The organism is Photobacterium aquimaris (genome assembly GCF_002954455.1).
In the GTDB taxonomy this organism is placed as follows: Bacteria; Pseudomonadota; Gammaproteobacteria; order Enterobacterales; family Vibrionaceae; genus Photobacterium; species Photobacterium aquimaris.
The window spans coordinates 1,878,526-1,903,540 of sequence record NZ_MSCC01000001.1; the positions used below are offsets into that span (position 1 = coordinate 1,878,526).

The 25,015-nt window shown below is 39.4% G+C and carries 22 protein-coding genes and 1 pseudogene; 15 read left to right on the top strand and 8 right to left on the bottom strand.

Features of this window, described 5'->3' with window-relative positions; translation table 11 throughout:
- Nucleotides 1-30 precede the first annotated feature (30 nt).
- The 3 genes from sppA to BTN98_RS08230 all read left to right on the top strand — a co-directional run bounded on the left by sppA (nt 31) and on the right by BTN98_RS08230 (nt 3,948).
- Nucleotides 31-1,878, top strand: coding sequence for a signal peptide peptidase SppA (gene sppA, locus BTN98_RS08220; RefSeq protein ID WP_060998151.1), 1,848 nt, complete (start codon nt 31-33; stop codon nt 1,876-1,878).
- A 230-nt stretch (nt 1,879-2,108) separates the two neighbouring features.
- The gene (gene ansA, locus BTN98_RS08225) at nt 2,109-3,122 is read left to right on the top strand and encodes an asparaginase (protein WP_060998150.1); all 1,014 of its coding nucleotides are present in this window, start codon (nt 2,109-2,111) and stop codon (nt 3,120-3,122) included.
- A gap of 142 nt (nt 3,123-3,264) precedes the next feature.
- Nucleotides 3,265-3,948 carry a glutathione S-transferase family protein gene (locus BTN98_RS08230; protein WP_231730692.1) on the top strand — a complete coding sequence of 228 codons (684 nt, stop codon included), beginning with the start codon at nt 3,265-3,267 and terminating at the stop codon, nt 3,946-3,948.
- Here BTN98_RS08230 and BTN98_RS08235 read toward each other — a convergent pair whose 3' ends face one another.
- Nucleotides 3,949-4,266: a YeaC family protein gene (locus BTN98_RS08235; RefSeq protein WP_060998149.1), complete on the bottom strand. Its 318-nt coding sequence runs from the start codon at nt 4,264-4,266 to the stop codon at nt 3,949-3,951.
- A 131-nt stretch (nt 4,267-4,397) separates the two neighbouring features.
- On the opposite strand from BTN98_RS08235, the gene BTN98_RS08240 reads away from it, so the two are divergent.
- Complete coding sequence (locus BTN98_RS08240; RefSeq protein WP_231730691.1) at nt 4,398-5,261, top strand: DUF2989 domain-containing protein; 864 nt, start codon at nt 4,398-4,400, stop codon at nt 5,259-5,261.
- Here BTN98_RS08240 and msrB read toward each other — a convergent pair.
- On the bottom strand, nt 5,258-5,647 hold the full coding sequence (gene msrB, locus BTN98_RS08245; RefSeq protein ID WP_060998148.1) for a peptide-methionine (R)-S-oxide reductase MsrB: 390 nt from the start codon (nt 5,645-5,647) through the stop codon (nt 5,258-5,260). The two genes, BTN98_RS08240 and msrB, sit on opposite strands and share 4 nt — an antisense overlap.
- A 337-nt stretch (nt 5,648-5,984) precedes the next feature.
- On the opposite strand from msrB, the gene gap reads away from it, so the two are divergent.
- Together gap and BTN98_RS08255 are read left to right on the top strand one after the other, a co-directional pair.
- Nucleotides 5,985-6,980 carry a type I glyceraldehyde-3-phosphate dehydrogenase gene (gap, locus tag BTN98_RS08250; RefSeq protein ID WP_060998147.1) on the top strand — a complete coding sequence of 332 codons (996 nt, stop codon included), beginning with the start codon at nt 5,985-5,987 and terminating at the stop codon, nt 6,978-6,980.
- Between the two features lie 343 nt (nt 6,981-7,323).
- On the top strand, nt 7,324-8,199 hold the full coding sequence (locus BTN98_RS08255) for a D-hexose-6-phosphate mutarotase (protein WP_060998146.1): 876 nt from the start codon (nt 7,324-7,326) through the stop codon (nt 8,197-8,199).
- Nucleotides 8,200-8,242: 43 nt separating this feature from the next.
- Here the strand turns inward: BTN98_RS08255 and BTN98_RS08260 are convergent, their stop codons facing one another.
- Nucleotides 8,243-8,623, bottom strand: a complete 381-nt coding sequence (locus BTN98_RS08260) for a VOC family protein (protein ID WP_060998243.1) — start codon at nt 8,621-8,623, stop codon at nt 8,243-8,245.
- 553 nt (nt 8,624-9,176) lie between these two features.
- Between BTN98_RS08260 and BTN98_RS08265 the strand changes: the two genes are divergently transcribed.
- The 3 genes from BTN98_RS08265 to BTN98_RS08275 all read left to right on the top strand — a co-directional run bounded on the left by BTN98_RS08265 (nt 9,177) and on the right by BTN98_RS08275 (nt 14,045).
- Nucleotides 9,177-11,111 carry a PrkA family serine protein kinase gene (locus tag BTN98_RS08265; protein ID WP_060998145.1) on the top strand — a complete coding sequence of 645 codons (1,935 nt, stop codon included), beginning with the start codon at nt 9,177-9,179 and terminating at the stop codon, nt 11,109-11,111.
- A 25-nt stretch (nt 11,112-11,136) separates the two neighbouring features.
- On the top strand, nt 11,137-12,408 hold the full coding sequence (locus BTN98_RS08270; protein ID WP_060998144.1) for a YeaH/YhbH family protein: 1,272 nt from the start codon (nt 11,137-11,139) through the stop codon (nt 12,406-12,408).
- Between the two features lie 92 nt (nt 12,409-12,500).
- The gene (locus BTN98_RS08275) at nt 12,501-14,045 is read left to right on the top strand and encodes a SpoVR family protein (protein ID WP_105029978.1); all 1,545 of its coding nucleotides are present in this window, start codon (nt 12,501-12,503) and stop codon (nt 14,043-14,045) included.
- 269 nt (nt 14,046-14,314) lie between these two features.
- Here the strand turns inward: BTN98_RS08275 and fadR are convergent, their stop codons facing one another.
- The gene (gene fadR / locus BTN98_RS08280; RefSeq protein WP_060998142.1) at nt 14,315-15,166 is read right to left on the bottom strand and encodes a fatty acid metabolism transcriptional regulator FadR; all 852 of its coding nucleotides are present in this window, start codon (nt 15,164-15,166) and stop codon (nt 14,315-14,317) included.
- A gap of 511 nt (nt 15,167-15,677) precedes the next feature.
- Here fadR and nhaB point away from each other — a divergent pair.
- Both nhaB and dsbB read left to right on the top strand, forming a co-directional pair.
- On the top strand, nt 15,678-17,267 hold the full coding sequence (gene nhaB, locus BTN98_RS08285) for a Na(+)/H(+) antiporter NhaB (protein WP_060998141.1): 1,590 nt from the start codon (nt 15,678-15,680) through the stop codon (nt 17,265-17,267).
- Nucleotides 17,268-17,392: 125 nt separating this feature from the next.
- A complete protein-coding gene (gene dsbB, locus BTN98_RS08290; RefSeq protein WP_060998140.1) occupies nt 17,393-17,905 on the top strand; it encodes a disulfide bond formation protein DsbB in 513 nt (170 codons plus the stop codon).
- Nucleotides 17,906-17,982: 77 nt separating this feature from the next.
- Here dsbB and BTN98_RS08295 read toward each other — a convergent pair whose 3' ends face one another.
- Entirely contained in the window at nt 17,983-18,429 is a 447-nt protein-coding gene (locus BTN98_RS08295) for a (deoxy)nucleoside triphosphate pyrophosphohydrolase (RefSeq protein WP_146107010.1), read from the bottom strand.
- A complete protein-coding gene (locus BTN98_RS08300) occupies nt 18,408-19,061 on the bottom strand; it encodes an SEC-C metal-binding domain-containing protein (protein WP_060998138.1) in 654 nt (217 codons plus the stop codon). Before BTN98_RS08300 ends, BTN98_RS08295 begins: the two co-directional genes overlap by 22 nt.
- Nucleotides 19,062-19,239: 178 nt before the next feature.
- Between BTN98_RS08300 and BTN98_RS08305 the strand changes: the two genes are divergently transcribed.
- The 4 genes from BTN98_RS08305 (at nt 19,240) to BTN98_RS08320 (ending at nt 23,181) form a co-directional block, all read left to right on the top strand.
- Entirely contained in the window at nt 19,240-19,917 is a 678-nt protein-coding gene (locus BTN98_RS08305; RefSeq protein ID WP_060998137.1) for an NAD(P)H-binding protein, read from the top strand.
- A gap of 76 nt (nt 19,918-19,993) precedes the next feature.
- A complete protein-coding gene (dusC, locus tag BTN98_RS08310; RefSeq protein ID WP_060998136.1) occupies nt 19,994-20,938 on the top strand; it encodes a tRNA dihydrouridine(16) synthase DusC in 945 nt (314 codons plus the stop codon).
- 162 nt (nt 20,939-21,100) lie between these two features.
- Nucleotides 21,101-21,967: a KPN_02809 family neutral zinc metallopeptidase gene (ypfJ, locus tag BTN98_RS08315; RefSeq protein WP_060998135.1), complete on the top strand. Its 867-nt coding sequence runs from the start codon at nt 21,101-21,103 to the stop codon at nt 21,965-21,967.
- A gap of 230 nt (nt 21,968-22,197) precedes the next feature.
- Nucleotides 22,198-23,181, top strand: a complete 984-nt coding sequence (locus BTN98_RS08320) for an MBL fold metallo-hydrolase (RefSeq protein WP_060998134.1) — start codon at nt 22,198-22,200, stop codon at nt 23,179-23,181.
- Between the two features lie 461 nt (nt 23,182-23,642).
- Here BTN98_RS08320 and BTN98_RS08325 read toward each other — a convergent pair whose 3' ends face one another.
- Together BTN98_RS08325 and BTN98_RS08330 are read right to left on the bottom strand one after the other, a co-directional pair.
- Nucleotides 23,643-24,104 carry a hypothetical protein gene (locus BTN98_RS08325; RefSeq protein ID WP_060998133.1) on the bottom strand — a complete coding sequence of 154 codons (462 nt, stop codon included), beginning with the start codon at nt 24,102-24,104 and terminating at the stop codon, nt 23,643-23,645.
- Nucleotides 24,101-25,015, bottom strand: a pseudogene (locus tag BTN98_RS08330) (hypothetical protein); the annotation flags it as partial. The pseudogene BTN98_RS08330 and the gene BTN98_RS08325, both read right to left, overlap by 4 nt.

Below are 25,015 nucleotides of genomic sequence, written 5' to 3' on the forward strand. Positions count from 1 at the left end.
ATATTGCCATCATCATTATCAGGAATTTTCATGAAAGCCATATTCTCAAGGATTGGAAAATTCTTCCTTGCTATCGGGAAGTTAATTAACTTTACTCGCAAATTTGTCCTTAACATTTTGTTCGTTTTTATTATTGGCGCGATCATTTTTGCATTAACCGATGAAGATAAACCTACCGATACCACACAACCTTCAGCCTTAGTGCTTAACCTGTCTGGTCCGATTGTTGAACAAAAGAATTATGACAATCCATTTAACAGCGTTATGAATGAAGCATTAGGTAAACCTGATGTACAGCAGAATGTATTGTTCGATATTGTCGAAGCAATTCGTGCTGCCGCAACAGATAAAGACATTACCGGACTAGTACTTAACCTGAAAGGCATGTCTGAAACCAGCTTAACCAAAATGCGTTACATCGCTAAAGCAATCGAAGAGTTTAAAGCTTCAGGTAAACCCGTTTATGCCTATGGCGATAATTACAGCCAAAGCCAATATTACTTAGCCAGTTATGCTGATAAAGTGTTTTTGTCCCCTGATGGTGGTGTGATGCTAACGGGCTACGGTACTTACACTCTGTATTATAAGAGTTTGCTGGCTAAGTTAGACGTGACAACCCATGTGTTCCGTGTTGGTACTTATAAGTCGTTTGTTGAACCTTATATTCGTGATGGCATGTCAGCGGCAGCGAAACAAGCTAACACCGTATGGTTAACCCAATTATGGGGTGCATTCAGTAACGATGTTGCTCAAAATCGTAATATTAAACCGCAAACATTAACCCCAAATATTGATGAGTTTGTAACTCAACTAGAAGCTGTTAATGGTGATTTTGCCCAATTAAGTAAAAAATTAGGCTTAGTTGATTCACTGGTTACCCGTGATCAAATGACTCAATTTTTGATCAAAAAATTCGGTGCTAACGACAAACACAGCTTTAAACAAATTAGCTATTACGATTACTTGCCGTTATTAGTGGATAATCAACAACCATCAACCAATAAAGTGGCGGTGGTTATCGTAGACGGTGCGATTGTCGATGGCAAAAGTAGCCAAGGATCAGCGGGTGGCGACACTATTGCTGCACTATTACGTAAAGCACGCTTTGATAAACAAGTGAAATCGGTGATTCTACGGGTTGATAGTCCAGGAGGCAGCGCTTTCGCCTCTGAGATTATTCGTAATGAAGTTGACGCGCTTAAAAAAGCGGGTAAACCGGTGGTGGTTTCAATGTCAAGTGTGGCAGCATCTGGCGGATATTGGATCTCATCTAGCGCTAATGAAATTATAGCCCAGCCAACAACGATCACTGGCTCAATCGGTATTTTTGCGATTTTAACTACCTTTGAAAAAGGCTTAGAAAAACTTGGCGTTTACAGCGACGGTGTTGGCACAACTCCTTTCTCTGGTGTTGGTGTAACCCGTGCATTGCCTGAAGGTGTAGCAAAAGTATTCCAACTTGGAGTGGATAATGGCTATCAACGCTTTATTGGTTTAGTCAGCAAATACCGCCATATGTCATTAGCACAAGCTGATAAAATTGCTCAAGGCCGAGTATGGACGGGTAAAGATGCTCAACAACGTGGCTTAGTTGATGAACTCGGTGATTTTGATACTGCTATTACCGCTGCGGTTGAATTAGCGAAGGTGAAAGATTACCAATTAGTATGGATGCAACAACCACTATCGCCAGTACAGCAATTCTTTAAAGAATTATCAGGCGAAGTAAAAGTCCAACTAATGACAATGGTATTTGGTGATATGCCATCGACCTTAGCGCCTGTTACTAAAGTCGCCAAGGACCTGACCTCATTAACTAATTTTAATGATCCTAATGGCCGTTATGCCTTCTGCTTAAACTGCAGTACGGTTAACTAACTATAACAGCGCCGATAACCCGACCATGTTTTATTGGTCGGGTTATTCGCGAGTTATCATTTCCACTCACACTAAAGGCAGTAATTTACACTGTAACCGATCAATTAATCAGCACAGTTAACTACGATCACATTTTAACTCACACAATTACACTGCAAATCTAACTAACCTCGCATCTTCATATAGTTTGCGTATAATACGCGCACTCATTCGTTCATTCTGAGCTCAAAATGGAAAGAAAACACATTTATATCGCTTATACTGGCGGCACTATTGGTATGCAAAAATCGGATCATGGCTATGTTCCTGTAGCTGGTTTTATGCAGAAACAATTGGCAAGCATGCCAGAATTCCATCGTTCAGAAATGCCAGAATTCACCATCAATGAGTATTCACCACTCATCGACTCATCAGATATGACACCGATGGATTGGCAGCGCATTGCTGATGATATTAAAGCTAACTATGATAAATATGATGGCTTTGTTATTTTGCATGGCACCGATACCATGGCTTACACCGCATCAGCGTTATCATTCATGTTTGAGAATTTAGACAAACCTGTGATTGTAACGGGTTCACAGATTCCATTAGTTGAATTACGCTCTGATGGCCAAAGTAATCTGCTCAATGCACTCCATATTGCTGCTAATTACCCAATTAATGAAGTCACGGTATTTTTCAATAATCAATTAATTCGTGGTAACCGCAGCACCAAAGCACATGCTGATGGTTTTGGTGCGTTTATTTCACCAAACCTACCGCCATTGCTAGAAGCGGGGATCAATATTAGTGTTAATAGCATTGCTCAAATAGATAAAAAACCAGAAGGTACTTTTAAGGTACATACCATCACACCTCAACCGATTGGGGTAATCACTATGTATCCAGGTATTTCTCCTGAGGTGATTCGTAATACTTTACGCCAACCCGTCAATGCGATGATCTTACTGACCTTTGGGGTTGGTAATGCACCACAAAATAAGGAGTTGCTTGAGCAATTAAAAGCAGCGACAGATCGTGGTGTTATAGTGATGAATCTCACTCAATGCCTATCAGGTAAAGTCAATATGGGTGGCTATGCGACAGGCTGTGCCCTCGCTGATGCTGGCGTATTAAGTGGCTATGATATGACACCTGAAGCAGCACTGGCTAAATTGCATTATTTATTAAGCCAAAACCTGAGCACAGAAACTATTCGTAGCATGATGCAACAAGATTTACGTGGTGAATTAACCCACTAAAACAACGCATCATATACTTAGTAATAGCACTAAAAAAAGAGCCATAATGGCTCTTTTTTTACACTAACTTTCTAACACTGATTACAATAAAGCCAACTACACTTATTGCAATACTATCGCTCATTGAGCCAAGCAATAAGTAATGACTATGATTTTACACGGCACATCAATCTCACCTTTTGTACGCAAAATAATGTTAGCGCTCAATTACAAAGGGATTCGTTATGAACTCCAACCGCTAAATCCTTACCTTGAAAAAGAGTTGGCGCACAAACGGCATCCTATGGGGAAAGTCCCTGTACTTGAACATGGCAAATTAACCATTATTGATTCAACGGTTATTGCGCATTATTTAGATGATGTCTATCCGATTCCGCCGCTATATCCAGGCAATGCTCAACAACGCGCTCAAATACGCTGGCTCGAATCTTATGCTGCCACTCGAGTAACTTCGTTAATTGGTGGAGTGTTATTTTACCAAAAAGTCTTACGCCAAAAGATGCAGGGAAAAAGCTGTGATCAAGAAGCCGTTAATCAATGTTTAACTCACCATCTTCCTGATGTGCTGCATTACCTTAATCAACAAATTCCGTCTCAAGGGTATATTAGCGATCATTTCTCAATGGCGGAAATTAGCTTATGGAGTGTATTTCGTAATGGTTGGATGAGTGGGCTTCGTTTACAACCACACTATCCACAGTTACATGCTTATTTACAACGTATCGAACTTGAACCGTGGATTGCTAATCTTATTGCAGAAGAAGATCATCAATTACAAGATTTCTATTGTGAACCAATGATCTTACCGCCCCCATCAACAGCATAATTACAGCTGATCATGATCAAAACGGGCAATATCATTATCAGTAGTATTGTTATCATCGCGGCTAGATAAACTATTATTGGCAAAATCACGTTTAAATTCTGCTTTTGATTTAAATTTTATTTCACCGCCCGCTGCCACTGTCATATGATCAGCATTTATATTATGTCGTGATTGATAGAGCATCACAGCCTGCATTGCACTATCACGCAATTGTGGTGTTAGCACTGAACCATCGAGCCATTTCCCTGTTTCAACGGCGGTTAATATTCGCTGGTAAATCTCTGGTGTCATCACGGCTAGTAACTGACTAATATCCATATTGTTCCCTTATCTCATCATCGTAAAATGACACTCACATCACACTCGTTTAAGTTACAGAAAACAAGTCATTTACAAAAGACAATTTAATGCTAAATTTATGCATCTATCATTTCAAATAAGTGCATATCTTGGCCATCGCCTCTTTACCACAGACCATCACGCCTCGTTATAATATACCCACAATGAAGGCTATTTTATTACTGCCACTATTAGTCAGTGGCTGCTTTGATCGTTACCGTACTACCGATAGCCTATGCAATGATAATCCTCAATTATGCCAACCATTAAATCTTAATGATGGACAATGTCGAATTCAACGTACCAATCTCATTTGGCAACGTTATGACACTCTACAAACCCCAACTGTTCAACACAAATTCAAAGAACTAAAAGCAACCCAAGAATATCAATTCTGCCTAGAATACGCAGCGCGCATCGAACCAACTGAGTTAAAGCAACGTAAAACGAAGCGGATACAAGCATTGCATCATAGCTATGAAGCTATCAATAGACTTACTCAAGAATTGCAGTCCTCACAAGATCCACATATTATTTTATACCGTTGGACGCAAGGAGACCAAAATGCAAAACAGCAATTTCTTGCCCTTGAAGGGAACGCAGAACTTGAGCACCCAGAATTACAATTAGCACTTGCTAGCTATTATATCGACAAAAATAAAACTAAGACGCTCAATATATTGCACCATAGCCTTAGTCTGTATAAGGCTAATGATGATATTAATATCAATATATTACATACACTAGCGACATTATATTTCCAACAAAAAAACACTTCAGCAGCGTATGTATGGACTAAAGTCGCCAATCAATATCACTCAAATACGCAGACCAAAACAGTGACTTCATCGCTTAAAAATCGCTTTAATTTAACCGACAAAGAACAGCAGAAATTGAATACTGCCGTTACTGATATCATTAAAGCATTAAATGATGGTCAATATATTCAGACAACAATCAGCCCACCGAACTAATTATCTGCCGCAAATAGCAGTGAAATTGAGTTAACGCAAAAACGTTCACCTGTTGATGACGGACCATCCTGAAAAATATGCCCAAGGTGGCTATCACATTCCGAGCAGCGGATCTCCGTACGCACCATACCATGACTATTATCATTTAAATAACGAATACATTCTTTAGTTATAGGCGCATCAAAACTTGGCCAGCCACAACCAGAATCATATTTATTGATAGAAGAGAATAAAGATTGACCACAACAGGTACAGGAATAGATCCCTGTCTCACGGTTATGGAGCAATGTACCACTAAAAGGTGCTTCAGTAGCTTGCTCACGACAAACTTGATAAGCCGCTGTAGATAACTTATCTCGCCAATATGCATTATCTTTTTTATTCATTCTGCATTGCCTTTTAAAAAAATTGTAACTAAACCGAATAAATATATTTGCTATTTAGGGCCACTGTACCACATACTTCCTGTGCAAAAAGTCACATAAACCCAAAAAGCATGTTTTGTTTTTGAATATATGATTAAAAGTTAATAATTACTGTGACGGTAATTTAAACAATATTTGTACAAATTACCGTCGTTGTAGTGGAAATGTAAAAAATATCCGAACTTTTTTTTGACCTCAAGCAATTTAAACGATTTTTTTGCTTGCAGGCTTACAAAGGATTCTGTAATTTTACTACCAGTTATATTTCATTAGAAATTAAGTTGTGGAGCAAACTGTAATGACAATCAAAGTAGGTATTAACGGTTTTGGCCGTATCGGTCGTTTTGTTTTCCGTGCATCGCAAGAGCGCACTGACATCGAAGTTGTTGGTATCAACGACCTAATCGACGTTGAATACATGGCATACATGCTTAAGTACGACTCAACTCACGGCCGTTTCAACGGTACTGTTGAAGTTGAAGGCGGTAACCTAATCGTTAACGGTAAAACTGTACGTGTTACAGCTGAGCGTAACCCTGCTGATCTTAAGTGGGATGCAATCAATGTTGACGTTGTAGCTGAAGCAACTGGTCTGTTCCTAACTGACGAGACTGCACGTAAGCACATCGAAGCTGGCGCTAAGAAAGTTGTTCTAACTGGCCCATCTAAAGATGCTACACCTATGTTCGTAATGGGTGTTAACGATGCAACTTACGCTGGTCAAGATATCGTTTCTAACGCTTCTTGTACTACTAACTGTCTAGCACCTATCGCTAAAGTTCTTAACGACAACTTCGGTATCGTTTCTGGTCTTATGACAACTGTACACGCAACTACAGCTACTCAAAAAACTGTAGATGGTCCTTCAGCTAAAGACTGGCGTGGTGGTCGTGGTGCTGCTCAAAACATCATCCCATCATCAACTGGTGCTGCTAAAGCTGTAGGCGTTGTTCTTCCAGAAATCAACGGCAAACTAACTGGTATGGCTTTCCGCGTACCAACTGCTAACGTTTCTGTAGTTGACCTAACAGTTAACCTAGAGAAAGGTGCATCTTACGAAGCTATCTGTGCTGCTATGAAAGCTGCATCAGAAGGCGAACTAAAAGGCATTCTTGGTTACACTGAAGATGCAGTTGTTTCTACTGACTTCAACGGCGACACTCGCACTTCAATCTTTGATGCTGCAGCTGGTATCGCACTTAACGATAACTTCGTTAAAGTTGTATCTTGGTACGACAACGAAATCGGTTACTCAAACAAAGTTCTAGACCTAATCGCTCACATCTCTAAGTAATAATGTAAGCAATTAGCTGACTTTCTTTGAAAGCTGATAGTAAGAGGCGACGCTTAAGAGCGTCGCCTTTTTTATATCTAAAATATAGTCACTCACCAATAATGCGCTATTTTCATGACCAATCATAAATTAGCATGTTATAAAACAAACATCTAAATACACGTTTGCGCCATAAAACATGAAACATACAGATCAAAACTGTAACAAAAATAACAAATAACTTTCTATATTCTTTGATATTTCAAAACGAAAAATAAGTTTCCATTGTTCATGCTTTTGAGTCAAAAATAGACAAAAACATAAACAATAGGCGCTTGTGCCACTCAACATTAAGGAAAAGCAGATGGATTTACGTCAACTTTCGACAATTAATGCATTATCTGATGCTATTACCGTATGTGAATATCAAGGCGTGAAGATTATTCGCATCATTCACCCAATGGTTGAAGCCGGTATTTCTCTCCACGGCGGTCATTTGCTTTGGTTTAAACCTGCGGGTGAAAAAGACCTTATTTGGTTAAGCGAAGAAGCTGAATTTGATATAACAAAAGCAATTCGTGGTGGTATTCCAGTCTGCTGGCCATGGTTTGGCAAAGCTGCTGCACCATCACATGGCTTTGCTCGTACTAGTGAGTGGACATTATCGCAACACCGTGAAAATGATAATGGTGTTATTGTTACTTTAACGCTGGAAGATAATCAAAACACACGTGCAATTTGGCCACATAAGTTCCATAACCAAATGACGTTTGAAATGAGTACTGAGTTAAATGTTAGCCTAACATCAACGAATACAGACACTCAACCTTGGTCATATGGTGGTGCATTACACACTTACTTCAATATCGCCGATATTAATGCTGTTACTATCACTGGCATGGGTGAAGAATACCTCGATAGCACTCAAGCAGGGAAAGTTTGTCAAGGTGGTGATGTGTTAACATTCAATACTGAAACAGATCGTGTTTATACACATCCTCAGGCGACAATTGAAGTTAATGACAAAAACAACCAACGTACTATTTTGGTGACTAATCAAGGCCATAACGCCGCTGTTATTTGGAACCCTTGGCAAGAGCTATCCATCAGTATGGGTGATATGGCCAACAACAGTTTTGAAACAATGGTATGTGTCGAATCAACGATCCATACGCCAACCATTGAATTACAACCTGGACAAACACATACGTTATCAACACGTATTGCAGTTCAGCGCTAAGTTATCATAAATCGCTAGCAAGCAATGTTGTCTTGCTAGCGATTTATGCCAACATCGTTGCTGTTGATTGAATCAGCACCCACCCATTGCCATCAGGATCATTAAACGTCGCAAATCGCCCTTCCATCATTGTAATAATTTCTGACAATGCCACACCTTTACCACTCAGTTCTTGGTAGGTTAACTGAATATCATGCGTTTGAACCACTAACCCTTGTACTCCCCCAGCTTCCATTCCCGCAAATGGTTTTACTAAACTGATCGTCGTTTCTGCGCCTTTAGGCACCAACTGTACCCACCGCGTATGCTGATTATCAGCATGATCTCTTATCAATTCAAAGCCTAATACATCACGGTAAAATTGCAGCGCCTGATTTTGATCAGACACAGGAATCGAAATGGTATCGACACGACAAATAGCCATAGCATCTTGCTCCATATTCAAAAAACAATATCGATCGTTATCTATTGAGATTAAGTCAGCGATGGAAGTTTTGTGAAAAAAATAAGCTTTGTCGCCAAAATTCTTACAATTTTTCATTTACTCTTGATTCTAAGACAGAATAAAAAAACACCCTAATGACAAAAAAACACAATAAAACTATAGCTAACAATAAAACCAAATTATTGATTCAACTTAATCATTCAAAATGGTCATAACAACCAATAAACCCTCAACATTAAGCATTAACACTCTACTAACACAACCATCAATTAAAACAAAATAAACAATCACATATAAGTTGATTTTGCAACAAATAAGCTTGCGAACCCCCTGTAATTAAAGGATAGTGATTGATATTGGTTACTTAACCAGCAGTTTTATTCCATTCCTTATACATTTATTTATTTACCAACCAGTAACTCAGCAATACAAAGTGATAAGTTCAGACTAGGCTTAAATAAGTAACCAATGCAAAAACATCATGTTTTTCACTAGTTACTCTCAAATATAAGAACGATTCAGGGGGCATACTATGAGTATTTTTGACCACTATCGTCAGCGCTATGAAGAAGCTAAGGACGAAGAGCTTTCATTACAACAATTCCTTGATATCTGTAAAGACGATCGAAGTTCTTACGTCAATGCAGCAGAGCGTCTTCTAATGGCCATCGGCGAGCCAGAAATGATTGATACAGCGCAAGATCCACATCTTAGTCGCTTATTTTCAAACCGCGTAATATCACGCTACGACACATTTAAAGACTTCTATGGCATGGAAGAAGCCATTGAACAGATTGTTTCTTATCTTAAGCACGCAGCACAAGGGCTTGAAGAACGAAAACAAATTCTGTACTTATTAGGTCCTGTTGGTGGTGGTAAATCATCACTTGCTGAAAAACTAAAAAGTTTAATGCAAAAAGTGCCTATTTACATTCTGACGGCCAATGGCGAGCGTAGTCCTGTTAACGATCACCCTTTTTGTTTGTTTGATAAACAAGAAGATGGTGGGCTACTAAAAGATGAATACGGTATTCCAGGACGTTATCTAAATACGATTATGTCGCCATGGGCAGCAAAACGACTCCATGAATTTGGTGGTGATATAACGCAATTTAAAGTTATAAAAGTTCGCCCATCAATTCTTGATCAAGTTGGTATTGCAAAAACTGAGCCTGGTGATGAAAACAACCAAGATATCTCATCGTTAGTCGGTAAAGTAGATATTCGTCAGCTTGAGCACTTTTCTCAAGATGATCCCGATGCCTATAGCTATTCTGGTGCGTTATGCAAAGCAAACCAAGGCTTGATGGAGTTTGTCGAGATGTTTAAAGCGCCACTGAAGGTGCTACATCCATTATTAACGGCGACTCAAGAAGGCAACTATAACGGTACTGAAGGACTATCAGCATTGCCTTTTGATGGTATGATTTTAGCGCACTCAAACGAATCAGAGTGGCAAACATTCCGTAATAATAAGACTAACGAGGCCTTCCTCGATCGTGTTTATATCGTGAAAGTACCTTATTGTTTACGAGTTTCTGAAGAAATACGAATTTACGAAAAGCTACTACAAAACAGTGAGTTATCATCCGCACCATGTTCCCCAAGTACCCTTGAAATTCTTGCTCGCTTCACGGTTCTGTCTCGTCTTAAAGAGCCTGAAAATTCGAGTGTTTATTCAAAAATGCGTGTTTATGATGGCGAAACACTCAAAGACACCGATCCAAAAGCAAAATCTTATCAAGAATACCGTGATTACGCCGGTGTCGATGAAGGTATGAATGGTCTTTCAACCCGTTTCGCCTTTAAGATCCTCTCTCGAGTATTTAACTTTGATCATGCCGAAGTTGCGGCTAACCCTGTACATCTATTTTATGTACTTGAGCAACAGATTGAGCGTGAACAATTCCCACAAGATATTGCTGAAAAATACCTTGAACATCTCAAAGGCTTTTTAACACCTAAATATGTTGAGTTTATTGGTAAGGAAATTCAAACGGCATACCTTGAATCTTATTCCGAATATGGCCAGAACATTTTTGACCGTTATGTCAGTTATGCTGACTTCTGGATACAAGATCAAGAATACCGCGATCCTGATACTGGCCAATTATTTGATCGTTCAGCACTCAATAATGAGCTAGAGAAAATAGAGAAACCAGCAGGCATCAGTAATCCAAAAGATTTCCGAAATGAAATCGTTAATTTTGTACTTCGTGCTCGTGCTAATAACGCAGGTAAAAATCCTAACTGGACCAGTTATGAAAAACTGCGCACGGTGATTGAGAAAAAAATGTTCTCAAATACAGAAGAGTTATTACCGGTTATTTCCTTTAACGCTAAAACATCAACCGATGAACAGAAAAAGCATGATGACTTTGTCGCTCGAATGATGGAAAAAGGCTATACCCGTAAGCAAGTACGTTTATTGTCTGAATGGTACTTACGCGTGCGTAAGTCGTCGTAGCCAACTGACAACAAAGGGGGGAACTATGGCACATTTTATTGATCGAAGGCTCAACGGTAAAAATAAGAGCACCGTCAATCGCCAACGTTTTTTACGCCGTCACAAACAGCAAATAAAAGAGTCTATTGCTGATGCGGTAAATAAACGTTCGATTACTGATGTCGATAGTGGTGAGGATATAACCATCCCCTCTCGCGACATTAGTGAACCAATATTTCATCAAGGTAAAGGTGGGCAACGCGAAGTCGTCCACCCTGGTAATGACCAATTTATTGCAGGTGATCGCATTGAACGCCCACAAGGAGGTGGCGGGCAAGGCGGTGCAGGAGAAGGTCAAGCAAGCCCTGATGGTGATGGCCAAGATGATTTTGTTTTTCAAATATCTAAAGATGAATATCTTGATTTATTATTTGAAGACTTAGAACTGCCTAATTTACAGAAAAATGCCATTAATCAGTTAGTCGAATGGAAGACATTCCGCGCAGGTTATAAATCACAAGGTGTGCCATCAAATATTGCGATCGTCAAATCATTGCAAAACTCACTGGCAAGACGAACGGCAATGACGGCGGGTAAACGTCGTAAAATGCGTGAGCTTGAACAAGCGCTTGAGTTACTGTTTACTACCGAACCCGCTCAGCCTTTTGAAGAGGATCGTATCAAGCAGGAAATAACCGCTTTACGAAAAAAAATTAATAGTACACCGTTTATAGATACTTTTGACTTACGTTATAAGAACTATGAACGTCGTCCGCAACCATCAAGCCAAGCGGTGATGTTCTGCTTAATGGATGTCTCTGGCTCGATGGATCAAGCAACAAAAGATATCGCTAAACGGTTTTATATACTGCTGTATTTATTTTTAAACCGTACTTACAAAAATGTTGAAGTGGTGTTTATTCGCCATCACACTCAAGCCAAAGAAGTCGATGAACACGAGTTTTTCTATTCACAAGAAACAGGCGGCACCATTGTTTCAAGTGCATTAAAAATGATGCATGACATTGTTAAACAACGCTATCGTCCTGAAGAATGGAACATCTATGCGGCACAAGCTTCTGATGGCGATAACTGGGCAGATGACTCGCCAGGCTGTCGAGAATTACTTGATAAACACATCCTGCCACTGACACGTTATTACTCATATATTGAGATCACACGTCGAGCACATCAAACCTTATGGCGAGAATATGAAACCTTGCATAGTGGTCACGAAAACTTTGCAATGCAGAATATAAAAACTGTGGATGATATTTTCCCTGTGTTTAGGGAATTATTTAAAAAACAAGTTAGTTAAATTCATACCATTTCATCAAACTGAATATAATCGGCACCACGATAAACTACGTGCCGATTATCACTCTTTATCAGTTAGATAATTGAATAAACATGGGGAGATTGAGTGATGGCAATAACGACAAAAAAAAACCACTCAGTGATGGACCAGATTGGACTTTTGATTTGCTTGACCAATACCACGTTGAAATTAAACGTGTTGCTGCACACTATCGTCTTGATACTTACCCAAATCAAATTGAAGTTATCACTGCCGAACAAATGATGGACGCCTATTCCAGTATTGGAATGCCAATCAATTATCATCACTGGTCATTTGGTAAACGTTTTATTGAAACCGAACGTGGCTATAAACACGGTCAGATGGGATTAGCCTATGAAATAGTGATTAATTCAGACCCTTGTATCTCTTATTTGATGGAGGAAAATACCATTACTATGCAGGCGTTAGTAATGGCACATGCCTGTTATGGACATAATTCTTTCTTCAAAGGCAATTATCTTTTTAAAACTTGGACTGATGCCAGTTCAATCATTGATTACCTGCTTTTTGCTCGTAAATATATTACTGAATGTGAAGAAAAGTATGGTGTAAATGATGTTGAGAAACTCCTCGATTCTTGCCATGCGCTAATGAATTATGGTGTTGATCGCTACAAGCGCCCACAAAAAATATCATTAGTAGAAGAAACCGCTCGCCAAAAAGCGCGAGAAGATTACCTGCAATCACAAGTGAATTCTCTATGGCGAACAATCCCTCAACACCAAGCAAAAGAAACAATTATTGAAGAAGAGCGTTTCCCAGCCGATCCTCAGGAAAATATTCTGTATTTCTTTGAAAAACATGCGCCATTGCTTGAACCTTGGCAGCGAGAATTAGTGCGTATTGTTCGTAAAGTTAGCCAATATTTTTACCCGCAAAAACAAACCCAAGTAATGAACGAAGGGTGGGCTACATTTTGGCATTACACTATTTTAAATCATCTTTATGATGACGGTTTGGTTACTGACCGATTTATTATTGAGTTTTTGCACAGCCATACTAACGTAGTCGCACAACCTGAATATAATAGTCCCTACTACAGTGGCATTAATCCCTATGCGTTAGGTTTTGCAATGTTCCAAGATATACGTCGTATTTGTGAAAACCCAACCGATGAAGATAAATATTGGTTCCCAGATATCGCGGGTTCTGATTGGCTTGAAACATTACATTTTGCGATGGAAAACTTTAAAGACGAAAGTTTTATTAGCCAGTTTTTATCACCCAAATTAATGCGTGATTTTAAACTGTTTGCTGTTAACGATGATGACCGTCATAACTATGTCGAAGTCAGTGCGATACATAATGAGGAAGGCTATCGCATGATTCGTGAAAAATTATCATCACAATATAATCTCAGCAATAATGAGCCTAATTTACAAATTTGGAATGTCGCATTACGCGGTGATCGCTCACTGACATTACGCTATATTCCCCATAACCGTATTCCGCTTGCGGAAAGTCATACTGAAGTAATAAAACATTTACATCGGTTATGGGGCTTTAACGTTACTTTAGAAGAAGAATTACCAGATGGACGTGGAAAAATAATTGCAACCTGCCCTGCCAATACTCAATATAATACCGATATATAATTAATAAAAACCGCCTTGTTTGTTATATCAAGGCGGTTTTATTATTTTATGATAAAGACATCACTCACTCTTGGCATAAAATACTCGGTATAGCCATTTTCATGTGTCAATACTCGCGTTGAACGGTCATAACGGATAGGGCCAATTTGATATATTTTACTGCTGATCATGACAATATTACTTTTAACATCTTTATCCAATAAGATATGACGTTTATAAAAAAGAGAGCTAATAAGCTCTCTTTTTATTGATATCTGCACGATGTATATTTATTGTTCTTCTTCGTATAAATATTTAGAGATTTTAACGCGGTGGGTATACCAAATCGCGCCACTTTCTCGACCATACTTTTTAATACGATCAGCAACTAATTCTGGTTGATGGTTATTACAATAAGCTTGTAAATCACCATAAAAATTCAGAGCTAATTGACAAGCTTCAGGATTCATAAAGTAATAACCGCCAACGCGAGTATAAATTTTACGAAGTCCATTGATTGTTAGCACATAAAGCGTGTTACCTGATTTACCAGCCATACCTTGGAACAAGCGGTAATCATAGTAGTTAAAAGCGCGTGCTCGACAAATTTCCTCACACAATTGAGGGTCATTTTTACCGTATTTATCAACGATTTTTTTTACTTCTTGGAGTAAGTTTACTCGATCGTCACTATTTTCAATAAACTCAGCAAAACTCTCAGCGGCTAATAATCGCTGACATGATTCAATTACATGTTGAATTAATTCGCTAGAGTTTTCAGGATTACCTTTGACAGCATAGCGCATAAAAACACTACTGATATCCGTACGAGCAGCCAATAAATCGGCCAAAACTCGTTGGACATCCTGTCCATCTAATGTGATTAACGTATCGAGAATGCTTAAACCTGAAGTATCCATGTAATTATTTACACGAGTCGGTTTACCATGCTGAATCGTTAGCCAACCATCTCGTGCCAAACGCTGTAATACTTCACGTAATGTTGTGCGAGTTACACCAATCAATTCTGAAAGTTCACGCTCAGCAGGAAGAATCGAGCCCTGAGGAAAGTGATTATTCCAGATACTTTCAATAATGTATTTCTCAGCAAACGTCGCTGGGCTATCAGCCTTAATAACCATCTAAGTTCAATCCAATTCGCTTCTTGCTTATGTTATTTATTAACACTCATCATACCACTAGTTCTTCAATTGCTGAAATCTAGTCTATAACTCTGACACTAAGCAGATAGATATGTACAAAAATAAACCATTTACACCATCAATAGCTCGATTAATGGCACTATTTTATTAGCTTGCAATATTTAGCCTGCAATATTCTGTATATTGTAGCGCTAATGTCTTAGGTATCACCCTCAGTTTGTGATGAAAATGTCATAATAACTTTACATATATGTGTCTTCGGTTGACTAATAGAATTCAGTCGGTAGAGTTATCATTACACACTGGGAGCAAATGGACGCTGCTGCCTGCTTTAAGTTAAATATCATCATTTTATCTATGGTGTTTATCTTAGAGAACTTAATCACTACTGAAAATTTTTAGCATGATGCCATTAATTGTCAGCTGATTAGTGCTAGCAAGCCTTCGTACCATTTATACCTTCAAATTTGCACTAATAAGAGATTTAAACATGGCTATATCGCTAGGGAATGCCTTTATAAAAAACTTTTTAGGTAAGGCACCTGACTGGTACAAGATTGCAATCATTTCTTTTCTTATCATTAACCCATTGGTTTTCTTTCTCGTTGATCCTTTTGTTGCTGGGTGGTTATTGGTAGTAGAGTTTATATTTACTCTCGCAATGGCACTTAAATGTTACCCTCTTCAACCTGGTGGTTTACTTGCTATTGAAGCCGTCGCTATCGGCATGACCAGTGCTGAACAAGTAAAACATGAGCTTGTCGCTAATATCGAAGTATTATTACTGCTGGTATTTATGGTTGCTGGCATCTACTTTATGAAGCAGCTGCTACTGTTTATTTTTACTAAAATACTCATAAGCATTAAGTCAAAGATCCTACTTTCACTGGCTTTTTGTTTCATGGCTGCCTTCCTATCAGCCTTTCTTGATGCACTAACGGTTATTGCTGTAGTCATCAGCGTTACTGTTGGCTTCTATAGCATCTATCACAAAGTCGCTTCAGGACAGGATCCTAATGCTCATCATGATCATACTGATGATGATCATGTTCAAGAACTTAGCCGAAATGATCTGGAAAACTATCGCGCCTTTTTACGTAGTTTATTAATGCACGCTGGTGTAGGTACTGCACTTGGTGGCGTGATGACAATGGTTGGTGAGCCACAAAACTTAATCATTGCCGATCAAGCAGGCTGGCAATTCGGTGAGTTTATTATTCGTATGTCACCTGTCACTATTCCGGTATTCATTTGTGGTCTGTTTACTTGTGTTTTGGTTGAGAAGTTTAAAGTCTGTGGTTATGGTGCAAAATTACCTGAAAATGTGCGTACCATTTTAGTTGATCTTGATAACGAAGAGCGTAAAAACCGTACTAACCTTGATTATGCCAAATTTATCGTCCAAGGCATTATTGCGGTGTGGCTTATTGTAGGTCTGGCGATGCACTTGGCCGCTGTAGGATTAATTGGTCTAACAGTGATTATTTTTGCAACAGCGTTTACGGGCATAACCGAAGAACACGCTTTGGGTAAAGCATTTGAAGAAGCATTACCTTTCACCGCGTTATTAGCGGTCTTCTTCTCAGTAGTTGCCGTGATCATTGATCAACAGCTATTTACGCCAATTATCAGCTGGGTATTAACCCTTGAAGGTAGCGCACAATTAACCATGTTCTATATTGCAAATGGGTTATTATCGATGGTTTCCGATAATGTGTTTGTCGGTACTGTTTATATTAACGAAGTAAAATCAGCATTGGTTAATGGTGTGATCAATCGTAATCAATTTGATATGTTAGCGGTTGCGATTAATACTGGTACTAACTTACCGTCAGTAGCAACCCCTAATGGTCAAGCTGCCTTCTTATTTGTACTCACCTCTGCACTAGCCCCGTTAATCCGTCTGTCTTATGGACGTATGGTTTATATGGCTCTACCTTATACGATTATGCTGACCTTTGTTGGCTTAGCAGGTATTGAATTATTATTGGTTCCAATGACAGATTGGTTCTACAGCATGGGCTGGTTAACACAAACAACAGTCGATGCAGCTGCAGCTATTCCTGTTGTCGGTCATTAAAAAGCGATAACGAGTTAATGCTGATTTACTTATCTTTAGAGCTATGCTTGAATAACACTCAATAACTTTCAAGGCCCTGATATTCAGGGTCTTGTTTTATCCAGTTAGTCATTAGAGTACCGATAATGCAAGTGCTTAATTCTTTTTCAAAAACACGTTTAGCTTGGTTACTACTGCTGTTATCAATTATTTTCTTTGAAAGTTCAGCACTGTTTTTTGAACATGTCATGAACCTTGCACCTTGTGTAATGTGTGTTTATGAACGTGTTGCTATGATGGGGATTGGCATTGCTGCGCTAATCGGTCTGCTTGCACCTCGCAATGGTATATTACGTTGGATTGGTTTAGCGGGTTGGGGCTATGGCGCATTCCGTGGTTTAGAGCTAGCCTATGAACATGTAGGATACCAGTTTAATCCATCACCATTTGCAACCTGTGATTTGTTTGTCCAATTTCCATCATGGGCACCATTAAATCATTGGATTCCGTGGATGTTTGAAGCTTATGGTGATTGCGCCAAGGTAGTTTGGACGTTCCTTGACCTGTCAATGCCACAATGGCTGGTGATTATTTTTGCTGCTAATCTGATTGTATGGGCAGTAATGGTTATTGCACAATTTTTTGGTCACAAACGTTAATCGAACATTCAAATAAATAAAAAAGCGAAGTTAAGGCTTCGCTTTTTTGATCATCTATTGAAGCAACATCAAACACGTTATAATTTAGCGGTATTCACCAATGCAAGATGATCATGTAGAGCAGTGATTATCGGATAATCTGCCGCACAAAAACGGTAATTATCCAATTGTGCTAGTGCAACCCATGCCATTTGTTGATGGCTATTTAATTGAATCTCACCTTGCTGCCACTGGGATAAATAACCTTTCAGTTCAACAACTTTATCACCATAATCACATACGCTATCAGCAAGCCACATACCTGTCTTAGTGACTATCGACAATTCTTCAGATAGTTCTCGCTCAAGTGCTTGCATTGGCGTTTCACCTAACTCAACTTTGCCACCAGGGAACTCCCACAAGCCCCCTTGACTCGCATTTTCTAACCGCTGCGCAATAAAATAACAACCGTCTTTTTCAATGACACCTGCCACGACAACCAAATGCGGTTTATGCTCTGTCATTACAGCGTTTTTCCACAGCATTTTTTAAACTTTTTACCACTTTCACATGGGCATGGATCATTACGTCCAATACCTTTAAACGGATTAATTGCTTGTGCGCTAGCGCCAATCTGTAATTGATCTGCCGCCATCATGACTTCTGTTAGCATTAAAGGTAATTGAGCATACAACTCAGTTGGCACAGGGGCATCCGTTACACCAGCTTGTTCCATTAATGCTAATGTTTCAGTTTCATCCACCAGCAACATTAAAGTGGTTAATAACGCCGATAACATTCGCATGGTGCCATCTGACACTGTTTGCTGTTGCCAATTTGGCTCAATAAATACCCATACAGCTAAGAAGCCTTGAGCAAACTCACGTAATGCAACTTGATTAGCACCGTCTTGTTGCCAAACCAAACTCGCAGGCAATTGATATTCACCCGCTTTAACGAATCGATATTGCATTTCAAATTGATTAAGAATCGCCACTTTATCGGCATCATTAACCATTACCGTTGCAGCATCATCGCCGCCACCGTTGATTAAAGCTGATAGCCATACTTCTGGCTCCATTGGCTTAGGGTTAGCATTTGCGGCAAATAAAGCACCTTCAATAAAAGCTGCCGACATACCTTGCCACTGTGCAGGTAAGGTCATTAATGTATTCATGGGCTGTCCTAGTTAATTCTTTTGATTCATTTTAGGGATATTATACGTCGAATATGTGTGACAACAGCCATTACTGCACCATAAATCGCCTTCAATGATTGAAATTTGATGCACTTAAAAGCAAATTAGATAAAAATACGTTATTTATAGCCTTCGACTTATTATGATGGATACACCTATGTCACCCCATTCACTGAATGCGATTATAGCCGGAGCCAGTGGCTTAGTCGGTACAGAGTTATTACATCAATTACTCGATCACCCTCGTTTTAACCACATTTACGCGTTGACACGTCAGTCACTACCTTTTCATAGTAAGAAATTACATCAAATTATAGACAGTCAATTACGTATTATTGCTTGGGAAGATGATCAACCCGTTCCTGAATATGGTTTTATTTGTTTAGGTACAACTAAAAAAAAGGCCGGTACCAATCAAGCCCTTGAAGCAATAGATGTCGATTTAGTCAAAAGCGTAGCAATTACCATGAAAAATCTTGGGATTAAACACCTCATCATTGTTTCAAGCTTAGGAGCATGTAAACACTCACCATCGCATTATTTACGCTGTAAAGGTAAAATGGAGCAAGCCCTAACAGCACTAGGGTTTGAACATTGTATTTTTGTGCGCCCAGGTCCACTTAAAGGTGAACGCAATACGCCACGTAAAGATGAGATCGCCATTCAACGTATCTTTGAAACCATTCACCCAATAATGGTAGGTCCACTCAAACACTTCACACCAATTCCAGCTGAAAATGTGGCAACTTGCATGGTAAAAATGGCCATCGCTTGTGATAAGCACCACCTTCAACCGACAACGATTATTTCGGGTCATCATTTACGATCAATATAAAAACAAAGATGACAAATTATCTAACTCGCACTAGACTCTTGCCCCTTAGCGTATTTACTGAGTAGAGCCCCCCCCTATGCGAGTTATTTTAGGCCCGATGGAAGGCGTATTAGATCACCTAATGCGCGAGATGCTAACCGAAATTAATGACTATGACCTTTGTGTCACTGAATTTGTACGTATTATTGATAGCCTCTTACCTAATAGTGTTTTCTATCGTTTATGTCCTGAATTACACCAAGGCGGCCAAACACGCTCAGGCACACCAGTGCGAGTGCAATTACTGGGTCAATATCCTCAATGGATGGCAGAAAATGCTCATCGTGCTTGTAATCTTGGTTCAGCAGGTGTCGATATTAACTTTGGTTGTCCAGCTAAAGCGGTCAATAAAAGCCGTGGCGGTGCCGTATTACTTAAAGAGCCCGAGTTAATCTATCAAATCGTTAAAGCCACCCGCGCAGCAGTAAATCCAACCAAACCGGTGACAGCAAAGGTACGCTTAGGTTGGGATGATCCTCAGCAATGTTTTGAGATTGCCGATGCCATTGCCCAAGCTGGCGCTGATGAAATGGTTATCCACGCACGTACCAAAGATGATGGCTATAAAGCAGATACCATCAAATGGGATTATATTCGCCAATTGCGCCAACATGTAAAATTACCCATTATTGCCAATGGTGAAGTATGGAACTATGCCGATGGTCAAGCTTGTTTAGCAGCTACCAATACTGATGCCTTAATGGTTTGTCGTGGCGCATTAAACTTACCTAACTTAGGCAATGTGGTGAAACATAACCAAGCACCAATGACGTGGGAGCAAGTATTAGCCCTGTTATTAACTTATTCTCAATTTGAGATTAAAGGCGATAAAGGCTTATATTATCCTAACCGTGTCAAACAATGGTTCGCCTATCTACGCCATCAGTACCCACAAGCTAAGCTATTATTCACCGATATTCGTTGCCTAAATAAAGCTGCGCCAATTATTGAACGATTACAACAAGCTCAACAGCAGTTGTAATAGTGATTATCTCCTCCTCTTTTACTAACGCATGTATAGAGGAGGAATAAACAAACGCTTCAGTCCCGCACTCAATAACACCTTCCACAATAAAATTATTCCACAGCTGCGAATTTTTGAGCCATTATTTAATCAGCTATCTATAACAATAAAGGATTAATAATGCGTTGGAAGAACTCCCGCCAAAGCTCAAATATTGAAGATCGACGTGGTGACAGCCCGCAGCAAGCCAGTACACCCAGTGCGGGATTATTACGCTTAGTCCCTTTACTCATGCGCAGTAAAGGCGGACGAATTATATTAGTTATTGGCGCTCTATTCTTTGCTTACCAATATTTTACTGGTGGCGGTAACTCTGTTGGTATTCAACAATCACAGTCATCTAAAACAGCACCAATACAGTTAAATGATGAAAATAAACAGTTTGTAGCAGCTATTTTGGGCTCAACTGAGAGTGTTTGGAATAAACAACTGGCAGGTAAATACCAACCACCGACATTGGTGTTATATAACAATATAACCCATACCGGTTGTGGTACCGGCTCTGCACAATCAGGCCCTTTTTATTGCCCTGCGGATCAAAAAATCTATCTTGATCTTGGCTTTATCGATGAATTAAAAAAACTTGGTGCACCTGGCGATTTTGCATTTGCATATGTTATTGCACATGAAGTGGGTCACCATGTTCAAAAACTACTCGGCACCAGCGATAAAGTATCCCAACTGCAGCGGCGTAGTGATAAGCGCACAGCCAATCAGCTCAGTGTAAAATTAGAGCTACAAGCAGATTGCTATGCCGGAGTCTGGGGTTATTACGTTAACCAACAAGGCATGCTCGATGAGGGCGATATTGAAGAAGGCCTCAATGCTGCTAGTGCCGTTGGTGACGATCGTTTACAAAAAATGGCAGGACAAGCGGTACAACCGGATGCCTTTACCCATGGTAGTTCACAACAGCGGATTGCATGGTTCAAAAAAGGATTTAAAAGCGGCGATCCTCGTGCGTGTAACACCTTTACTCAGCCTTAATTCACGCTCAACTGATCACTATTAATAGTGTTTTTATATTCCAAATAGCGGCTCATGTTTTTATTAATGAGCCGTTGTTATTGTAGCGTTTTCTATAATCACATTTATTTACAATTATAGGTTTTCTCTCCACTACTATTCGTATACCGTCATACTCCAAATATAGCGGTGTTTTTCAAGATAGTTACTTATATAAACGAAGTTAGTTTTATTTCTATAGGGAAAATAGAATGTTCAAAAAAAGTTTGTTGGTCTTACTGTGCTCCTTTTCAGCTTATGCACAGGCAGGATTTGAAGTTATCACTTTAGGGAGTAAGGGCGGTATTCAAGATGGTAATTTAACCGCTTTTCTACTCAAAGACAGCCGTGATACTAATTACGTCACCCTTGATGCCGGAACGGTGGTTAATGGCCTCATTGTTGCAGAAGAAAAACAAGCCTTTAAAGATATTGATATTCCAAAAAATTCACCTTATACCAACGTCGGTTATATCCTGCGTGAAAAAATAAAAGGTTATTTAATTAGCCATGCGCATCTTGATCATCTTGCAGGAATGATCATTGCCTCCCCCGATGACAGTCATAAAAATATCTATAGTTTACCGTCAGTAAATGAAACCATCGCTAAAACTTATTTTAATTGGCAGGCATGGCCAAATTTTGGAAATAAAGGCCAAGGTTATCAATTAGGTAAATACCAATACCGTGATTTATCAGCTCAAACATGGTTACCAATTAAAGACACATCTTTGAAGGTGAAAGCCTTACCGTTAAGTCATGCTGGAGTTGAATCATCGGCATTTATTATTAAAAATAACCAACAACAAGTCATGGTCTATCTTGGTGACACCGGGGCTGATAGCGTTGAGCAAAGCGATCACCTCAATAGTTTATGGTCAACGTTAGCGCCTTATATTAAGAATAAACAATTAAAAGGGATCATGATTGAAACCTCTTTCACCAATAAAGTGCCAGAACGTTCTTTATATGGCCATTTAACCCCTAAATTATTATTAGAAGAATTAGCGATACTTGAATATAAGGCTGGCGGTAAAGGCAGTTTAACTGGGCTACCAATTGTGATTACTCATATAAAATACAGCTTACTGAAAGACATAAACCCACAAGCTATCATTAAACAGCAACTTATTGCTGCTAATACTTTTGGAGTCAACTTCCATTTTCCAGCTCAAGGCGAGCGCTTTAGCCTATAACAACGTACGTGTTATAACTTACTCTCTATAAATAAAAACGCCTCGATCACTGTTGTAGTGATGAAGGCGTTTTTTATCTAATCAGCAATGAGTCTTTTATTCACTGATACGGTTGGGATGGTTCAAAATGTGCAATAATTAACTTTAACTTTTATGAATCATGAGAGAAGCCAGTAATCTCAATGGATTCAGAGCTTTCTCAACAAAAAGCCCTTTCTCTAACCAAAACCTGAGAAAATCATCCAAAAATTCTCAACTATCCCATCAACTCGATCAAAGAAAATCACGGCATTTTAATTCTTGTCAGCGCTCTACGATACGAGAAAACACTCAACCTTATAGCTATTCCTTTGAACCATACGACCATAACCTCGCGTAGCAAACTTTTGGACAGAAATGCGTTATACCCCTTAGCCCCGTTACACTTCCAGCGTGAGATCCAGTTGTAGTTACTTATCAATTCAAGACTTGATTGGTGTCACAATTGAATTTTCATCTAATAATTCTTGTTGGAGGTCAAACACCCTGAAGCGGAGCCTAGCATTTTCAGCCTCTAACTGCTTTCGGGCTTCAATTGCATTGTCTCGTTGAATCCTGTACTTATCTTTTAACTCATTGGCTTTTTTTAACTGGAGTTTTAGCCTATCAAACTCAGATAAAGGGACATCTAGTTCAATATCTAACCCTGTTGTCATTGCTTTATCGCGGTTGAGATTGTACTCATCGATAACAGGTTTTGCGTAAGCCACGAACTCTTTGAACTTATGGACATAGCTATTGCCTAGCTGGGCTTCATTGTTGATTCGGTTTAACGTAAGTTTGCCCGTAGCCTTAACATGAAGCGGCTTACCATCCAATAAGCGCTGAAATGCATTGACCAGTAACCCTTCTGCCTTACAGGTTGCTTTATATTCTACATTCATGACCATACTGCCTTAATATCATCATTAAATTCATCAAATGGTATGCTGTGTTTTGCCAGCGTTGGTTCAATAGACAAAATCTTCTTCTTTCTGGCATCCAGAATTAATTCATTGGCATAATCACTCATGTCATTTATAGCTCTGAATGAGGCAATTAGGTTATCCCGCTCTCTTGATAGCCTTTTAGCCGCTTTATCAGTGATTACCTTATGCTCACAGGGGGCTTCAACAATATCCATCAGAGAGCAAAGACGCTCACAATTACGATTGGTGCAATAACCACCAGTAGGAAGTAATACAATGGATTTATCACCAGACCGAACCAAAGCGAGCAACTCACTTCGTGACATAACAATTCCTTCACCCTGTGCTAATCGCTCTGCTTTATTCTTGGCGATGCGTTCGCCCTCTGCGCCGCTTAAGGTGTCGGATACGTTATAAATCTCATCCCATGCATCCACAGCAGACACTTCAATGGCTTCATCAAAATCACGCATTAGCTGCTCATCCATCAACAGTTGGGTGGTACGTGCTAGTTCAGAGTAATTTGCATACCAGTTAGACATGTTTATATTGCGGTGTTTAAGCTGATATTTAACTGTGAGTGCACTGCCCAGTCGGTTTTTCACCATAAAGACAACAAAGCTCCGCCGTAAATCATGTGGGCTAAGCTTTGGTAAACCGCCTCCAACTTTTAAGCTTCCTGCTCGTTCTGGATTTAAAAGGTCAAATTCCTCAACATCTTCTGCGGTCGCAGTGATGTTGAGCTCTTTCATATTAAATGCATCACCACCCCCTTCAATCTTGTATTTTAGCGACGTTTTATTTATTAGATCTTCGCTGTCATAAGGAATATCAGAAGAAATAAATGCACTCTCAAAGTCTTGTTTCTTGGCATTATATTGGTCTTT

Bases quoted from the DNA above. Each gene is read 5' to 3' on its own strand.
- sppA (WP_060998151.1), top strand. From the start codon at position 31: ATGAAAGCCATATTCTCAAGGATTGGAAAATTCTTCCTTGCTATCGGG.
- ansA (WP_060998150.1), top strand. From the start codon at position 2,109: ATGGAAAGAAAACACATTTATATCGCTTATACTGGCGGCACTATTGGT.
- BTN98_RS08230 (WP_231730692.1), top strand. From the start codon at position 3,265: ATGACTATGATTTTACACGGCACATCAATCTCACCTTTTGTACGCAAA.
- BTN98_RS08235 (WP_060998149.1), bottom strand. From the start codon at position 4,266: ATGGATATTAGTCAGTTACTAGCCGTGATGACACCAGAGATTTACCAG.
- msrB (WP_060998148.1), bottom strand. From the start codon at position 5,647: ATGAATAAAAAAGATAATGCATATTGGCGAGATAAGTTATCTACAGCG.
- gap (WP_060998147.1), top strand. From the start codon at position 5,985: ATGACAATCAAAGTAGGTATTAACGGTTTTGGCCGTATCGGTCGTTTT.
- BTN98_RS08255 (WP_060998146.1), top strand. From the start codon at position 7,324: ATGGATTTACGTCAACTTTCGACAATTAATGCATTATCTGATGCTATT.
- BTN98_RS08260 (WP_060998243.1), bottom strand. From the start codon at position 8,623: ATGGCTATTTGTCGTGTCGATACCATTTCGATTCCTGTGTCTGATCAA.
- BTN98_RS08265 (WP_060998145.1), top strand. From the start codon at position 9,177: ATGAGTATTTTTGACCACTATCGTCAGCGCTATGAAGAAGCTAAGGAC.
- BTN98_RS08270 (WP_060998144.1), top strand. From the start codon at position 11,137: ATGGCACATTTTATTGATCGAAGGCTCAACGGTAAAAATAAGAGCACC.
- BTN98_RS08275 (WP_105029978.1), top strand. From the start codon at position 12,501: ATGGGGAGATTGAGTGATGGCAATAACGACAAAAAAAAACCACTCAGT.
- fadR (WP_060998142.1), bottom strand. From the start codon at position 15,166: ATGGTTATTAAGGCTGATAGCCCAGCGACGTTTGCTGAGAAATACATT.
- nhaB (WP_060998141.1), top strand. From the start codon at position 15,678: ATGGCTATATCGCTAGGGAATGCCTTTATAAAAAACTTTTTAGGTAAG.
- dsbB (WP_060998140.1), top strand. From the start codon at position 17,393: ATGCAAGTGCTTAATTCTTTTTCAAAAACACGTTTAGCTTGGTTACTA.
- BTN98_RS08295 (WP_146107010.1), bottom strand. From the start codon at position 18,429: ATGCTGTGGAAAAACGCTGTAATGACAGAGCATAAACCGCATTTGGTT.
- BTN98_RS08300 (WP_060998138.1), bottom strand. From the start codon at position 19,061: ATGAATACATTAATGACCTTACCTGCACAGTGGCAAGGTATGTCGGCA.
- BTN98_RS08305 (WP_060998137.1), top strand. From the start codon at position 19,240: ATGTCACCCCATTCACTGAATGCGATTATAGCCGGAGCCAGTGGCTTA.
- dusC (WP_060998136.1), top strand. From the start codon at position 19,994: ATGCGAGTTATTTTAGGCCCGATGGAAGGCGTATTAGATCACCTAATG.
- ypfJ (WP_060998135.1), top strand. From the start codon at position 21,101: ATGCGTTGGAAGAACTCCCGCCAAAGCTCAAATATTGAAGATCGACGT.
- BTN98_RS08320 (WP_060998134.1), top strand. From the start codon at position 22,198: ATGTTCAAAAAAAGTTTGTTGGTCTTACTGTGCTCCTTTTCAGCTTAT.
- BTN98_RS08325 (WP_060998133.1), bottom strand. From the start codon at position 24,104: ATGAATGTAGAATATAAAGCAACCTGTAAGGCAGAAGGGTTACTGGTC.